This window comes from Streptococcus milleri, from assembly GCF_900636525.1.
GTDB lineage: Bacteria > Bacillota > Bacilli > Lactobacillales > Streptococcaceae > Streptococcus > Streptococcus hominis.
Genome location: NZ_LR134288.1, coordinates 1,210,100 through 1,225,717, shown reverse-complemented (window position 1 = coordinate 1,225,717; position 15,618 = coordinate 1,210,100). Strand labels below are relative to the sequence as shown.

Here is a 15,618-nt window from a genome sequence, read left to right as displayed (position 1 = left end):
AAAGACGATGGCTTATATTGAAATGAAGCATAGTTACAAACGATATCAAATGGGAGACACAGAAATTATTGCCAACAATGATATCTCTTTTGACATCGAAAAAGGAGAATTGGTCATCATTCTTGGAGCTTCTGGTGCTGGAAAATCAACGATTCTGAATATTCTTGGTGGAATGGACAGCAATGACGAGGGAGATGTCCTGATTGATGGGCAAAATATAGCACATTACAACGCTCACCAGTTGACGGACTATCGGAGAAATGATGTTGGTTTCGTCTTTCAATTTTATAATTTAGTTCCCAATCTGACGGCGTTAGAAAATGTTGAGCTAGCTTCAGAAATTGTTCAAGATGCACAGGATGCAGCAGAGGCACTAGCAGCAGTTGGTTTGGGAAATCGGCTGCATAATTTTCCTGCTCAATTGTCTGGTGGCGAGCAGCAACGGGTTTCCATTGCGCGTGCCGTGGCAAAAAATCCCAAAATTTTGCTTTGTGATGAACCAACAGGCGCGCTGGACTATAAAACAGGTAAGCAAGTGCTGCAAATTCTTCAAGATATGTCACGCAAACAGGGAGCAACAGTGATTATTGTAACTCATAATGGTGCATTGGCTCCAATCGCAGACCGCGTGATTCGCATGCACGATGCACGGATTCAGTCCGTCACTTTGAATGAACATCCTCAAGACATTGCAAGTCTAGAGTATTAGCAAGGAGTGGTGATATGAAAAAATCCATTCTAAATAAGGACATCTGGCTCTCTTTTCATCAATCCAAAGGACGCTTTCTGTCCATTATGTTTTTGATGATGTTAGGTTCTTTTACGCTAGTGGGACTGAAAGCAGCCAGTCCAGATATTGAAAACTCAGCCAATCGTTATCTTTCACAGATGAAAATGATGGATTTGGCAGTGATGTCAGACTATGGTATCAGCAAAGCTGACCAAAAAGAACTGAATACCATCTCAAATGCACATGTAGAATATGGTTATTTTACAGATACGGTGATTGGGGATAGCTCAACTTCTGTTCGAGTTTTTTCTAAGACAACTAATATTTCTAAGTTCAAGCTTGTTTCGGGTTATTTTCCAAGCAAGGAAAATCAAGTGGCTTTGGCTAGTTTTTATCAAGGAAAATACAAGATTGGTGATAGCATTACTTTAAACGAGGAAGGAACCAATGATTATGCTTTGAAGCAACATACCTTTACGGTGACAGGGTTCGTCAATTCAAGTGAATTGGCGTCAACCATTTCTCTTGGGAATTCTAACTCAGGGAGTGGTACCTTGTCTGCTTATGCAGTAGTGACGCCAAAAACATTTCAAAGTTCAGTCTATACAGTTGCTCGTTTGAGGTATGATGATTTAAAAACACTCAATTCTTTTGGAGATTCCTATCGGAAAAAGATAAAGCAACATGAAAATGAGTTAGAAAAGCTACTGGCTGATAATGGAAAAAATCGTTTATCAGAGATAAAAAATCAAGCGCAGACAAAAATTGCGGACGGAGAAGCAAACATTCGAACTTCTCAACAAGCATTGACAGATGCCAGGCAGCAACTAACGGTTGCGCAGGATCGAATTGATCAAAAAAGAGCAGATTTAGAGCTTGCTCAAGGTCAGATAACTGAAAAAGAAAGCTTACTTGCGCAAGGAGCTGCTCAAATTGCACAGGCTGAACAAACTTTAGCAAGCTCGAAAGAAAAATTAGATACAGCCGCCGCTCAACTGTCTTCAGGTTGGGCACAATTGAACCAAACGAAAACCCAATTAGATCAGGCAGCTAGTCAATTGTCTGCTGCAAAAGAAAATGGAACAAATGCTCAAGCTACATTGGCTGCAGCACAGGCCGAATTAGAAAAAGGTCAAACGCAACTTGCGGCTGCAAAAGCTGATTTGCAGGTAAAGATAGCTGCGTTGCAAGCGCAAGGAATTGATCCAGCAACAGTGCCTGAAATTGTGGCAGTACAAACTCAACTAGCACAAGAAGAAGCAAAATTAAATCTTGATCGTGCAGAACTGGAGAAAAAGCAGGCTGAATTTCAAACTGGACTGGAACAGTACAAAAGCCAAGAAGCGCTTTATCAAGCAGGACTTGCCCAATACCAATCTACAGCTGAGGCATTGAATGCGAAACAAGCTGAATATGATGCAGGCTTGGCTCAATATCAAAGTGGTCAGGCAACCTTAAGAAATAAACAAGTCGAATACCAAGCAGGTCAAACCCAATTGGCGCAAGCAAAACAACAAATCGCAGATGGTCAGACGCAATTGAACCAAGTTCAGGCAACATTGAACGATAAAAAAACTGAATACGAAAAGCAAAAGAAAGATGCTGAAACAAAAATAAAAAATGGGCAAGCAGACATTCAAAAGGCAAAAGATGAAGTAGCTGGCTTGTCTGTACCAACCTACCGCGTGTATACACGTCGGACATTTCCAGGAGCTGACGAGTACACAACAACGGGGAATCGTGCTTATGGAATCTCAGCTGTAGGGAATGCTTTCCCGATTGTACTATATCTGGTAGCTGCCCTTGTAACGGTAACGACAATGACACGTTTTGTCAGCGAAGAACGCACAAATGCAGGTGTTTTAAAAGCTTTGGGTTATCGGAACCAAGATGTCGTTAAGAAATTTGTCATCTATGGCTTGGTTTCAAGCTTGCTAGGTACAGTAATAGGAAGTTTGTTAGGTACTTATTTCTTACCCTACATCTTAGGGAAAACGATTTTTAAAACCTCCACTTATCCAGCATTGCGGTTAGACTTTTATTGGGGAATTAGTCTCATTGCTTTCGTGTGCTCGGTCTTGTGTGGTGTTGTACCAGCCCTTTATATTGCTCACAAAGAGTTGAAAGAAAAACCATCTCAATTATTGTTGCCTAAGGCACCTACCAAAGGCTCAAAAATCTTGCTAGAGCGGATTGACTTCATTTGGCGTCGACTCAGCTTTACGCAAAAAGTGACAGCTCGAAATATCTTTCGTTACAAGCAAAGAATGTTGATGACCATTTTTGGTGTGGCAGGCTCCGTCGCTCTCTTATTTGCCGGTCTGGGGATGTCTTCTTCCATGGAAGGTATAGGAAATCGGCAGTATGGAGAAATTATCAAATATGATGCTGTTATTTCGCAAAAACAGCATCTCAAATCAGACGAGCAAGCAGCAATCAATCATTTATTAGCAGATAAAAAAATAGCTAAAAAGCACGGTATTTATCAAGAAACATTTACCAAAAAAATTAAAGGAGCAAAAGATGAACAATCTCTCGCATTATTTGTGACAACAGGCAAGGATTTTCATCATTTCATAGAGTTATATGATAGTCAAAGCAAAGCGAGCTTGAACTTGTCTTCGCATGGAGCAGTCATTTCTCAGAAATTAGCAACCATTATGCATGTCTCTGTTGGAGATGCCTTTGAGCTGAAATCCGACGAAGGAAAACGCTATAAAATCAAAGTTTCTGGTATCGCTGAAATGTATGCAGGGCATTTTATATTTATGAATCAGGACTATTATCAAACGGTATTTGCTCGCAAATTCCAAGAAAATGCTTATCTGATAAAATTGAAAGATTCCTCTAGTAAAAATATACAGGATACCGCAGCAGCCTTCATGAAATTAACAGGTGTGCGAGCAGTCGTACAAAATACAGGCATTTTGGAACAAATTGATGTCATTGTCAAATCTCTTGGCTTTGTAATGCAGATTTTAACCTTTGCCTCTATTTTACTAGCCATTGTGATTCTTTATAACTTGATGAATATCAATGTTGCAGAGCGGATTCGAGAATTATCAACGATTAAAGTATTGGGATTTCATAATAAAGAAGTCACGCTTTATATTTATCGAGAGACCATTCTTTTGTCTGTTATTGGTATTATCGTAGGCTTGTTTTTGGGGAATATCTTACATCGCTCCCTTTTAGAGACGATTGCTCCAGATGCCTTTCTCCTCAATCCGACCGTATCGGTGTTTGTATATCTTGTGCCAGTCTTTTCTATCATCATGATTTTGATTGTCTTAGGCTTTATGGTCAATGCAATATTGAGACGCATTGACATGTTGGAAGCATTGAAATCAGTAGATTGATGAGGCAGTAAAACTTTCACTCAAACTTGGGAGTGGAAGTTTTTTCTTGGTTTGTTATAATATTTTTATAAAGGACAGACGAAACGATACAATGAAACGAAAAATTGCTTTATTATCAGATATTCATGGGAATACGACAGCTTTAGAAGCTGTGTTAGCAGATGCCAAAAAGGAACAGGTGACCGATTACTGGTTTTTGGGAGATTTGTTGGCGCCGGGAACGGGGCGAAGGAAGATTCTTGACTTAATGGCTACTTTGCCAATCAGTCTCCAAGTGCGGGGAAATTGGGAGGATAGCATTTGGAATGCCCTTCATGGGAAATTAGATATCAGTCGCCCTAGTCATCTCTATATGATTTGTTTGTGCCAGTATCTTTTGGAAGAAGTCACGCCTGAAGAACTGAACCGACTGCATGAATTGCCTTTGCAGCTTTTGACAAAAGTTGGCGATTTAGAAATCGCTGTGACTCATCATTTGCCAGATAAAAATTGGGGCCGAGAGTTGATTCACATTGGTCAACAAGAGAACTTTGATCGCCTGTTTGAAGGAAATCATTGTGCAATTGCCATTTATGGTCATATTCATCAACAATTTCTTCGTTATGCGACGGGTGGACAGATGATTATCAATCCAGGCTCTATCGGTCAGCCTTTCTTTCTAGATGCTTGTTTGCGAAAGGATCTGCGAGCTCAGTATGCTATTTTAAAAATTGATGAACAAGGCTTAGCAGATGTTGACTTTAGGCGAGTCGCTTATGACGTAAACAAAGAATTGGAACTGGCGAGAACATTGAAGTTGCCTTATTATGAAGTGTATTACGAAAGTCTGGTCAATGGAATTCATCATACGCATAACCATGATTTACTTCGGGCAATTAGTGAGCGAGAAGATTATGTTGCACATCTCAAGGAGTTTTTTGAGAAGTAACACTTGAAGTTACAACGTAAATGAAGTATACTAGTAATAGAATCAGCAAATGAAAGGAGTTTTACATGCAAATTTCGAGTCGTTTTACCATTGCTACGCACATGTTGACTGTTATAGCACTAGAATGTCAAGAACATAAGGTAACTAGTGATTTTTTAGCTGATAGCGTTGGAGTAAATCCTGTCATTATTCGCAAGACATTATCACAGTTGAAAAGCGCAGGCTTGATTTCCGTTGCGCGTGGAACGGGCGGAGCTGTCATTATGAAAGATTTAAAAGACATTACCCTCTTGGATGTCTATCAAGCAGTAGAATGCCTAGGCAAATCGGGACAACTCTTTAGCTTTCATGAGCATCCCAATCCGTCTTGTCCCATTGGCAGAAATATTCATTTCGTTTTAGATGATAAATTATCAGAAATTCAAGTAGCAATGGAAAAAGAACTGAGTAAAACCAGCCTTGCAGATGTCGTTGCATCTGCCCAAGAAAAGATAAAAAAACAATCCATTTCGTAAGAAATGGATTGTTTTTTGGAGAAAAAGAGGAGCTAAAAATAACAGTTGATTTCATAATCAAGAAAAACTTGCTGATAATCATAGAGGTCTTCCGGATGTAGAGCTTGCACATTTTCCATTTCATAAGAACGTTTTAGTAATTTATATTTATTTTCACCGAATTGATGAAAAGGTAAGAGTTGTACTTGGTCAATAGATAATTTTTTAAATAAAATAGCAAATTGTTCGGCATCTTCTAGAGAGTCATTAAAGCTAGGGATAACAGGAATACGCAGGACAATGGTTTTTTGTTGAGAAAAAGCATAATGAATATTTTTGATAATTAGTTCATTTTTGACCCCTGTGACTTTGCGGTGATTGATGGTGTTGTAATGTTTTAAGTCAGTATAGATAAAATCTACATACTGGAGCAAATCAACGAATTTGTTATGATCTACAAAGGCTGTCGTTTCAATCGCTGTATGGATACCTTTTTCTTTGGCAGCTTTAAGGATTGCTTTGGCAAATTCAAATTGGGCAAAGATTTCTCCGCCAGACAAGGTCAGGCCTCCACCTGATTCTTCATAAAATTCTCTATCTTTGAGAACTTCTTTGATAATCTCTTCAACGCTTTTTTCCTCTCCCATGGTGATAGTCTTTTTGCTAGAAGCGTCTAACATGGGCTCAGGTTTAAATTTCTGAGATTCTGGATTGGCACACCAAGGACAGCGTAAGGGACAGCCTTTTAGAAAAACAGTTGTCCGAATTCCTGGTCCGTCGTGAATACTAAAATGTTGAATATTAAAAATGATTCCTTTTTCTGCACTCATGATGTACACTCTTTTCTTGCTTATTTTCTTTTATTATATCAAACAAACGAAAGAAAAACAATTACGAATGAAACTATTTTTTATTTTATTTATTCCTTAAATTCTGTTAAAATAAAGAATGAGGTGAATAAAATGGAACGTTTAGATGAAATCGTTAAGCTCGTTTCAGAGTTTGAAAAAATTGATGTTAATACTTTATCTGATAAATTAAAAGTCTCTAAAGTTACGATTCGGAAAGACTTGGATAAGCTGGAAATGAAAGGCTTACTTCATCGGGAGCACGGTTATGCGGTCTTAAATAGTGGTGATGACCTGAATGTCCGGCTTTCTTTTCATTATGATACCAAGCGAAAGATAGCACAAGAAGCGGCAAAAATTGTTGCAGACAATGAAACGATTATCATTGAATCTGGTTCAACTTGTGCTCTGTTAGCTGAAGAAATCTGTCGTACTAAGAAGAATGTGAAAATTATTACAAATTCTTATTTTATCGCAGACTATGTGAGAAAAGTAGATTCTTGCAAGATTATCTTGCTAGGCGGTGAATTTCAGAACGATTCGCAAGTTACGGTCGGTCCTTTGCTTAAGGAAATGATTCAATTTTTCCATGTAGAACATGCTTTTGTAGGGACTGATGGCTATGATGAAGAGCTTGGTTTTACAGGTAAGGATTTAATGCGTAGCGAAGTGGTGCAATATATGTCGGAAGCATCTGATAAAATGATTGTGTTAACAGATTCGAGTAAATTTGATAAAAGAGGGACTGTCAAGCGCTTTGGTTTGAAACAGGTTTCGCAGGTGGTAACCGATCAAGCTATTCCGACAGCCGCGGTTCAACGCCTAAAAGCAGCCAATATCAAATTGACTCTAGTCTGATAAGTAGAGGGAGATAAGATGAAAAGTGAAAGAAAAAGGCTATTAGCTAAGATTGCTTATCTTTATTATGTAGAGGAGAAAAGTCAGGCAGAAATTGCAGCAGAGACAGGGATTTATCGGACAACTGTGAGTCGTATGCTGGCTGAAGCTAAAAAGGAAGGCATTGTCAAAATCGAGATTGAAGCCTTTGATACGCGTTTGTTTCATTTAGAAAATGTAGTGAAAGAGAAGTATGGGTTAAAAGGACTTGAAATCGTAGCAAATCAAGTGGATGATTCACCTTCTGATTTGGAGCAGCGGTTAGCTCAATCAGCGGCAGGAATGCTTCGGGGGATGATTGATGACAATGCTAAAGTTGGATTTTCATGGGGAAAGAGTCTTAGTCTCTTGGTAGAACACTCGGGCAGTCGGCACTTGAATAATGTGCATTTTTTTCCATTGGCTGGCGGACCTAGCCATATTCATGCTCGTTATCATGTTAATACCCTCATTTACAGTATGGCTAATAAATACCATGGGGATTGTCGCTTTATGAATGCGACGATTATACAGGAAGACGAGATCTTAGCAAAAGGAATTTTATCTTCTAAATATTTTGAGGACTTAAAAAGAAGTTGGCAAGAACTAGATGTGGTTGTTGTTGGTATTGGCGGACAAGTGGATGAAAAGAATCGGCAGTGGTTGGATATGCTGACGGCTGAAGATTTTCGTACAGTGGAAAATGAAGGAGCTGTCGGAGAAATTTGTTGCCGCTTTTTTGATGAAAATGGTGAGTTGGTTGATGAACAGTTGCAAAATCGAACAGTTGCTATTTCTTTAGATTATTTAAAAACAGTTCCTCACAGTCTGGCTTTCGCCTATGGTCGTCAAAAAGCTGCCGCTATTTTGGCGGTTTTACGTGCTGGGTATGTCAACCATTTAGTTACAGATGAAGCAACTATTTTAAAAGTGTTGGAATTGGATAATAGTGCAGTTAATTAATTAGTAGTTTATAGCAATTCTCCTTTTCCTCATTATTTTATTTTCAAAAGGTCAAGAATAATGATTCTGACCCTTTTTATTTTACTCTATAAGCACAAATGTGCGATAAATATAAAAAAAGAGAATTTGTTCAGTGATATATTGACGGAATAAGAGAAAGATGATAAATTTGAGTTACAAACAAAAATAAAACGCTTTCAAATAAAAGAAAGATATATTTTGTAAATAAAAATAGGAGTAACGTTAAATATGGAAGTGATTGTAGCTGATCAAATCATTATGGGGTTAATCTTGCATGCTGGGGATGCCAAACAGCATATTTACCAAGCTTTGTCATTAGCAAAAAATGGTGAGTTTGAAAAGTGTAATGAGTATCTAGAATTGGCAGATCAGGCATTATTAGAAGCTCATAATCTTCAAACGGAGTTTTTGGCACAGGAAGCGGGGGGAACAAAGACAGAAATTACAGCTTTGTTTGTCCACTCTCAGGATCATTTGATGACCAGTATTACAGAAATTAATCTTATCAAGGAAATCATTGACTTGAGAAAAGAATTACAAGTGAAAAAATAAATCATCAGGAGGATGAAGATATGATTAAAATTGGGTTGTTTTGTGCAGCAGGTTTTTCAACAGGAATGTTGGTCAATAATATGAAAATAGCTGCGAAAGAAGCTGGTTTAGAGGTTGAGATTGATGCTTATTCTCAGGCCAAGTTAGCAGATTATGCACCAAACTTGGATGTTGCTTTGTTAGGACCACAAGTAGCTTATACTTTGGATAAGTCAGCTGCCATTTGCGAAGAGAACCATATTCCAATTGCGGTCATTCCAATGGCGGATTATGGCATGCTAGATGGTAAAAAAGTATTGAATCTCGCTTTGGGGCTTTTGGAACAAAAACAAGGAGCTTAGTTATGGCTAAAATAGATACTCAAAAAATTATTGCACCGATTATGAAATTTGTTAATATGCGCGGTATAATTGCCTTAAAGGATGGTATGTTGGCAATTCTGCCCTTGACAGTTGTTGGAAGTATCTTTCTGATTGTAGGACAGTTACCATTTGAAGGTCTCAATCAGGCGATTGCAGGCATTTTTGGAAAAAATTGGACCGAGCCGTTTATGCAGGTTTACTCAGGAACTTTTGCGATTATGGGTTTGATTTCCTGTTTCTCCATAGGATATTCTTATGCTAAAAATAGTGGTGTAGAGCCGTTGCCGGCAGGTGTGTTATCTGTGTCTTCTTTCTTCATTCTTTTAAAATCTTCTTATATTCCAGAAAAAGGTGAAGCAATTACAGACGCAATTGCCAAGATTTGGTTTGGCGGTCAGGGGATTATTGGAGCCATTATTATTGGTTTGGTTGTCGGTAGTATCTATACCATGTTTATTCAAAAACATATTGTTATTAAGATGCCAGAGCAAGTTCCTCAAGCGATCGCCAAGCAATTTGAGGCTATGATTCCAGCTTTTGTGATATTCTTCCTTTCCATGGTAGTCTATATTCTTGCTAAAATGCTGACAAAGGGTGGTACTTTTATCGAAATGATTTACGGTGTGATTCAAGTACCGCTACAAGGATTGACTGGTTCCCTTTACGGTGCAATCGGTATTGCCTTTTTCATCTCTTTCCTATGGTGGTTTGGTGTACACGGACAATCTGTTGTCAATGGTGTAGTGACCGCTCTCTTACTTTCAAATCTGGATGCTAATAAAGCCTTGCTTGCTGCTGGAAAGTTATCTGTTGGAAAAGGTGCTCACATTGTCACTCAGCAATTCTTGGATAGTTTCCTTATTTTGTCTGGTTCTGGTATTACTTTTGGTTTGGTGGTAGCCATGCTCTTTGCAGCTAAGTCCAAGCAATACAAAGCACTAGGAAAAGTTGCTGCTTTTCCAGCAATCTTTAATGTCAATGAACCAGTTGTGTTTGGGTTTCCAATTGTTATGAATCCCGTTATGTTCTTGCCTTTTATTCTTGTACCTGTTTTAGCGGCTGTAATTGTTTATGGTTCTATAGCAATTGGCTTTATGCAGCCATTTTCAGGGGTGACCTTGCCATGGAGTACACCAGCTATTATTTCTGGTTTCTTAGTGGCAGGATGGCAAGGTGCTCTCATCCAAGTTGTCATTTTAGCTATGTCAACTCTCATCTATTTCCCATTCTTTAAATTCCAAGACAATCTTGCTTACAGTAATGAACTGAAAGCGGAAGGATAAACCACATTGTATCACTGTAAAGAAATTATTTTAACGTTGATTGAGCACAAATGTGCAAAAAATCTTTAATTCGATAATTGATTATAAATGATTGAATTTTTGCATCTTGCATGCTACAATAGTTACGAAAGAAATAAAAATAATTTCATAAGAAAGGTTGTGCTGTGATGGCTAATGTAAAAGAAATAGAAAAAACGACGATACAAACGAATTATTTTGGTAGTTTAACGGACCGAATGAACAAGTATCGGGAAGATGTGCTGGACAAGAAACCTTATATTGATGCTGAACGTGCTGTTCTTGCAACAAGAGCTTATCAAGAGCATAAAGAAAAGCCAAATGTTCTGAAGCGTGCTTATATGCTTAAGGAAATTTTGGAAAATATGACGCTTTATATTGAAGATGAGACCATGATTGTTGGAAATCAGGCTTCATCTAATAAAGACGCACCTATTTTCCCAGAGTATACTTTAGAATTTGTACTCAATGAATTAGATCTTTTTGAAAAGCGCGACGGTGATGTTTTCTATATTACAGAGGAAACTAAAGAACAGCTCCGCGGCATCGCTCCTTTCTGGGAAAACAATAACCTCCGTGCTAGAGCTGGGGCTTTACTTCCAGAAGAAGTTCAGGTTTATATGGAAACTGGCTTCTTTGGCATGGAAGGAAAGATGAACTCTGGTGATGCTCACTTGGCAGTCAACTATCAAAAATTGCTTCAATATGGTTTGAAAGGTTTTGAAGAAAAAGCTCGGGCAGCTAAGGAGGCCTTGGATTTGACAGATCCGGCTAGTATTGATAAATATCATTTCTATGATTCAATTTTCATTGTAGTGGATGCTGTGAAAGCTTATGCGGATCGTTTTGTCAAATTAGCTCAAGATATGGCAGAGTCTGCAAGCCCAGAGCGCCGTCAGGAATTATTGGAAATTGCTCGAATTTGCTCCAAAGTGCCTTACGAACCAGCGGAAACGTTTGCTGAAGCTATTCAGTCTGTCTGGTTTATCCAGTGTATTTTACAGATTGAGTCTAATGGTCACTCCCTCTCTTATGGGCGCTTTGACCAATACATGTATCCTTATGTTAAGTCGGACTTGGAAGCTGGTCGCGAGACGGAAGAAAGCATTGTCGAACGCTTAACCAATCTTTGGATTAAGACGATTACGATCAATAAAGTACGCAGTCAGGCTCATACTTTCTCATCTGCTGGTAGTCCTTTGTATCAAAATGTGACAATTGGTGGACAAACACGTGATAAGAAAGATGCTGTAAATCCCCTTTCATATCTGGTTTTGAGATCTGTTGCACAGACGCATTTGCCACAGCCAAACTTAACAGTTCGCTACCATGCTGGTCTAGATGCTCGTTTTATGAACGAATGCATAGAAGTTATGAAACTAGGTTTTGGAATGCCTGCTTTCAATAATGACGAGATTATTATTCCGTCCTTTATTGCTAAAGGCGTTTTGGAAGAAGATGCATACGACTACAGTGCTATCGGCTGTGTGGAGACAGCTGTGCCAGGTAAATGGGGTTATCGTTGCACGGGAATGAGCTATATGAATTTTCCTAAGGTGCTTCTCATCACTATGAACGATGGAATTGATCCCGCATCTGGCAAGCGTTTTGCACCAAGCTTCGGTCATTTTAAAGACATGAAGAGCTTTGCTGAGCTGCAAACGGCTTGGGACAAGACCTTACGTTATCTAACTCGAATGAGTGTTATTGTTGAAAATGCGATTGACCTTTCTCTGGAAAGAGAAGTACCAGATATCCTCTGCTCGGCACTTACGGATGATTGTATCGGTCGTGGAAAGCATTTGAAAGAAGGCGGAGCTGTCTATGACTATATTTCCGGTTTGCAAGTTGGAATTGCCAATCTATCAGACTCACTAGCAGCAATCAAGAAGTTAGTCTTTGAAGAAGGCAAACTGACTCCAGCTGAACTCTGGCATGCGCTTGAAACGAACTATGCAGGTGAGCGCGGCAAGGAAATTCAAGAGATGTTGATTTATGATGCACCGAAATATGGTAATGATGATGATTACGCTGATAAGCTGGTGACTGATGCTTATGATATTTATGTGGATGAAATTGCTAAATATCCAAATACCCGTTATGGACGCGGTCCAATTGGCGGTATCCGCTATTCAGGAACATCTTCTATTTCAGCCAATGTTGGTCAAGGTCGCGGTACTTTGGCAACACCAGATGGTCGCAATGCAGGAACACCGCTCGCTGAAGGCTGTTCTCCATCTCACAATATGGACAAGAATGGTCCGACCTCTGTATTGAAATCTGTTTCTAAATTGCCGACAGATGAAATCGTTGGGGGAGTTCTGCTCAATCAAAAAGTGAATCCTCAGACCCTGTCTAAGGAAGAAGATAAAATTAAATTGATTGCTTTACTTCGTACGTTCTTTAACCGTTTGCACGGTTATCATATTCAATACAATGTTGTTTCTAGAGAAACCTTGATTGATGCGCAAAAACATCCTGAAAAACACCGTGATTTGATTGTGCGTGTTGCAGGATATTCAGCATTCTTCAATGTACTTTCCAAGGCGACTCAGGATGATATTATCGGACGTACAGAACATACATTATAGAAGAGGATTTATATATGGAATTCATGCTTGATACTTTAAATATAGAAGAAATCAGGAAATGGTCGCAGATTTTACCATTAGCTGGTGTCACTTCTAATCCAACGATTGCTAAGAAAGAAGGGGAGATTGATTTCTTTGAAAGGATAAAGACGGTCAGAGAAATGATTGGTCCTGTCCCCTCTATCCACGTTCAAGTCGTTGCTAAAGATTACGAAGGAATTATCAAAGACGCCGAAAAAATTCGAATAAATTGCGGTGAAAATATTTATATCAAAGTCCCTGTGACAGAAGCTGGTCTGGCTGCAATAAAGACTTTAAAAGAAGATGGTTATAAGATTACAGCTACGGCTATTTATACAACATTTCAAGGTTTGTTAGCCATTCAAGCTGGTGCGGATTATTTAGCACCTTACTATAATCGAATGGAAAACTTGAACATTGATGCAGATGCAGTCATTGAGCAGTTAGCAACGGCGATTGCATTAGAAGGTTCGTATAGTAAAATCTTAGCAGCTTCCTTTAAGAATGTAGGTCAAGTCAATCAAGCATTTGCAAATGGTGCTCAAGCTATCACAGCAGGTGCGGATGTCTTTGAAGCAGCTTTTGCCATGCCATCCATCTCCAAAGCAGTAGATGATTTTGCAGCAGATTGGTCATTCATTCATGGTCAAAAGTATATCTAATCTCCATTTTTAGGTAGAAAGAGGTTGCTGATGAGAGTTTTTGCAAGCCCTTCTCGCTATATTCAAGGTGAAGATGCTTTATTTGAAAATGCAAAACAGATTTTGAACTTAGGAAACCATCCAGTTTTGCTTTGTGACAACACTGTTTATCAAATTGTAGGAAAGAAGTTCCAATCCTATCTTACTCGTTATGGACTTCATGTATTGCATGTCAGTTTTAATGGTGAAGCTTCGGATAATGAAATCAATCGGGTAGCTACTTTAGCTGAAAAAGATGGAGCAGATTTGGTAATTGGGCTTGGTGGAGGAAAAACCATTGACAGCGTCAAGGCGATTGCTGATTTATTAGAAGTGTCTGTTGTCATTGCACCGACTATTGCTTCAACAGGTGCACCGACTTCAGCCCTTTCTGTAATTTATACTGAGGAAGGTGCATTTGAAAAATATATCTTCTACAGTAAGAATCCAGAGCTCGTCTTAGTAGATTCAAAAGTTATTGCACAGGCTCCGAGACGCTTGTTAGCTTCAGGAATCGCAGATGGTTTAGCGACATGGGTTGAAGCGCGAGCTGTTATGCAGTCAAATGGATTAACAATGCTGGGACAAAGACAGAGCCTAGCAGCTATTGCCATTGCTAAAAAATGTGAAGAAACACTTTTTGCGGATGGTTTGCAGGCGCTGGCTGCTTGTGAGGCACAAGTGGTAACACCAGCTCTTGAGCATATCATTGAGGCTAATACGCTTCTCAGCGGTGTTGGTTTTGAAAGCGGTGGTCTAGCTGTTGCTCATGCTGTGCACAACGGATTTACAGCACTAACTGGAGAGATTCATCATCTGACTCACGGTGAGAAAGTTGCCTATGGAACATTGACACAGCTATTCTTAGAAAACCGTCCTAAAGAAGAAATTGATAAGTATATTCACTTCTATCAGGCATTAAATTTACCTACTACCTTAAAGGATATGCACTTAGAAAATGCTTCTTACGAAGAACTGCTAAAAGTCGGAAAACAGGTAACTATTGACGGTGAAACGATTCATCAAATGCCTTTTGAAATTTCTGCTTCAGATGTTGCACAGGCTATTTTGGCTGTAGATCAATATGTTAGTGATTTAGGCTAAAATGATTTTTACTATTAAATGAAGAGACCTCTGATAAAAATTGAGGTCTCTTTTAGTTGTAACTGTTGACATTACAACTAAATGTGTTATACTATGATTGTAATAAAAAAAGTTACAACTAAAAATAACAAACAATTTCGGAGGAAATCACTATGAAAATTGCAGTCGTAGCAGCAAATGGAAAAGCAGGGCAACTCATCGTTGAAGAAGCTGTAAAACGTGGACACGATGTAACAGCTATTGTTCGTTCTGAAAATAAAACACAAGCACAGCACCTACTTAAAAAGGACTTATTTGATTTGACAAAAGAAGATTTGGTAGGTTATGATGTGGTCGCTACAGCTTTTGGTGCATGGACAGCAGAAACGTTGCCACTTCACAGCAAATCTATTGAGCATTTCAATGATTTGTTGGCAGGCACAAATACGCGTTTCCTAGTTGTGGGTGGTGCTGGTAGTCTTTATGTTGATAAGGAAAAGAAAGTCCGCTTGGTAGATACAGCAGAATTTCCTGCAGAGTATAAACCACTTGCTAGTGCTCAAGCCGATGAATTGGACTTGCTTCGTACAAAGAAAGATTTGAATTGGACTTTTGTCAGCCCAGCAGCAGAATTTATACCAGATGGTGCTCATACGGGTGAATATATCTTAGCAGGCGATTTCTTTACAGTTAATGAAGCAGGAGAAAGCAAGATTTCTTATGCGGATTACGCTATTGCCTTTGTCGATGAAATCGAATTTGGAAAACATATTCAAGAACGGATTTCAGTTTTAGGAAAATAGAAAACA

Annotated in this window: 14 protein-coding genes; 13 read left to right on the top strand and 1 reads right to left on the bottom strand. The window is 38.9% G+C overall.

Translation table 11 applies throughout. The annotated features are described in order from the left end of the window. The first annotated feature begins 7 nt into the window (after nt 1-7). From EL087_RS05970 to EL087_RS05955, 4 genes are all read left to right on the top strand, one after another. Entirely contained in the window at nt 8-709 is a 702-nt protein-coding gene (locus EL087_RS05970; RefSeq protein ID WP_049507924.1) for an ABC transporter ATP-binding protein, read from the top strand. Between the two features lie 14 nt (nt 710-723). Beyond that, complete coding sequence (locus tag EL087_RS05965) at nt 724-4,089, top strand: ABC transporter permease (protein WP_126407451.1); 3,366 nt, start codon at nt 724-726, stop codon at nt 4,087-4,089. 91 nt (nt 4,090-4,180) lie between these two features. Next, nucleotides 4,181-5,017: a metallophosphoesterase family protein gene (locus EL087_RS05960; RefSeq protein WP_126407449.1), complete on the top strand. Its 837-nt coding sequence runs from the start codon at nt 4,181-4,183 to the stop codon at nt 5,015-5,017. 65 nt (nt 5,018-5,082) lie between these two features. Beyond that, complete coding sequence (locus EL087_RS05955) at nt 5,083-5,532, top strand: Rrf2 family transcriptional regulator (RefSeq protein ID WP_126407447.1); 450 nt, start codon at nt 5,083-5,085, stop codon at nt 5,530-5,532. 32 nt (nt 5,533-5,564) lie between these two features. Here the strand turns inward: EL087_RS05955 and EL087_RS05950 are convergent, their stop codons facing one another. Next, nucleotides 5,565-6,341, bottom strand: coding sequence for a glycyl-radical enzyme activating protein (locus EL087_RS05950; RefSeq protein WP_003023885.1), 777 nt, complete (start codon nt 6,339-6,341; stop codon nt 5,565-5,567). Between the two features lie 132 nt (nt 6,342-6,473). Here EL087_RS05950 and EL087_RS05945 point away from each other — a divergent pair, with 132 nt between their 5' ends. From EL087_RS05945 to EL087_RS05905, 9 genes are all read left to right on the top strand, one after another. After that, nucleotides 6,474-7,217 (top strand): DeoR/GlpR family DNA-binding transcription regulator, encoded by a 744-nt coding sequence (locus tag EL087_RS05945; RefSeq protein WP_003028982.1) that lies wholly within the window; start codon nt 6,474-6,476, stop codon nt 7,215-7,217. A gap of 18 nt (nt 7,218-7,235) precedes the next feature. After that, a complete protein-coding gene (locus EL087_RS05940) occupies nt 7,236-8,198 on the top strand; it encodes a sugar-binding transcriptional regulator (protein ID WP_003041417.1) in 963 nt (320 codons plus the stop codon). Nucleotides 8,199-8,447: 249 nt separating this feature from the next. Further along, nucleotides 8,448-8,771 carry a PTS lactose/cellobiose transporter subunit IIA gene (locus EL087_RS05935; RefSeq protein WP_003023891.1) on the top strand — a complete coding sequence of 108 codons (324 nt, stop codon included), beginning with the start codon at nt 8,448-8,450 and terminating at the stop codon, nt 8,769-8,771. Between the two features lie 20 nt (nt 8,772-8,791). Continuing rightward, complete coding sequence (locus EL087_RS05930; protein ID WP_003023895.1) at nt 8,792-9,112, top strand: PTS sugar transporter subunit IIB; 321 nt, start codon at nt 8,792-8,794, stop codon at nt 9,110-9,112. Between the two features lie 2 nt (nt 9,113-9,114). Then, the gene (locus EL087_RS05925) at nt 9,115-10,416 is read left to right on the top strand and encodes a PTS sugar transporter subunit IIC (RefSeq protein ID WP_003068490.1); all 1,302 of its coding nucleotides are present in this window, start codon (nt 9,115-9,117) and stop codon (nt 10,414-10,416) included. Between the two features lie 167 nt (nt 10,417-10,583). Beyond that, complete coding sequence (locus tag EL087_RS05920; RefSeq protein WP_126407445.1) at nt 10,584-13,025, top strand: glycyl radical protein; 2,442 nt, start codon at nt 10,584-10,586, stop codon at nt 13,023-13,025. A 14-nt stretch (nt 13,026-13,039) separates the two neighbouring features. Next, on the top strand, nt 13,040-13,708 hold the full coding sequence (locus EL087_RS05915) for a fructose-6-phosphate aldolase (protein ID WP_126407443.1): 669 nt from the start codon (nt 13,040-13,042) through the stop codon (nt 13,706-13,708). Between the two features lie 30 nt (nt 13,709-13,738). Continuing rightward, nucleotides 13,739-14,830 carry a glycerol dehydrogenase gene (locus EL087_RS05910; RefSeq protein ID WP_126407441.1) on the top strand — a complete coding sequence of 364 codons (1,092 nt, stop codon included), beginning with the start codon at nt 13,739-13,741 and terminating at the stop codon, nt 14,828-14,830. A 152-nt stretch (nt 14,831-14,982) separates the two neighbouring features. Beyond that, nucleotides 14,983-15,612: an NAD(P)-dependent oxidoreductase gene (locus EL087_RS05905; protein ID WP_126407439.1), complete on the top strand. Its 630-nt coding sequence runs from the start codon at nt 14,983-14,985 to the stop codon at nt 15,610-15,612. The last annotated feature ends 6 nt before the right edge of the window (nt 15,613-15,618 follow it).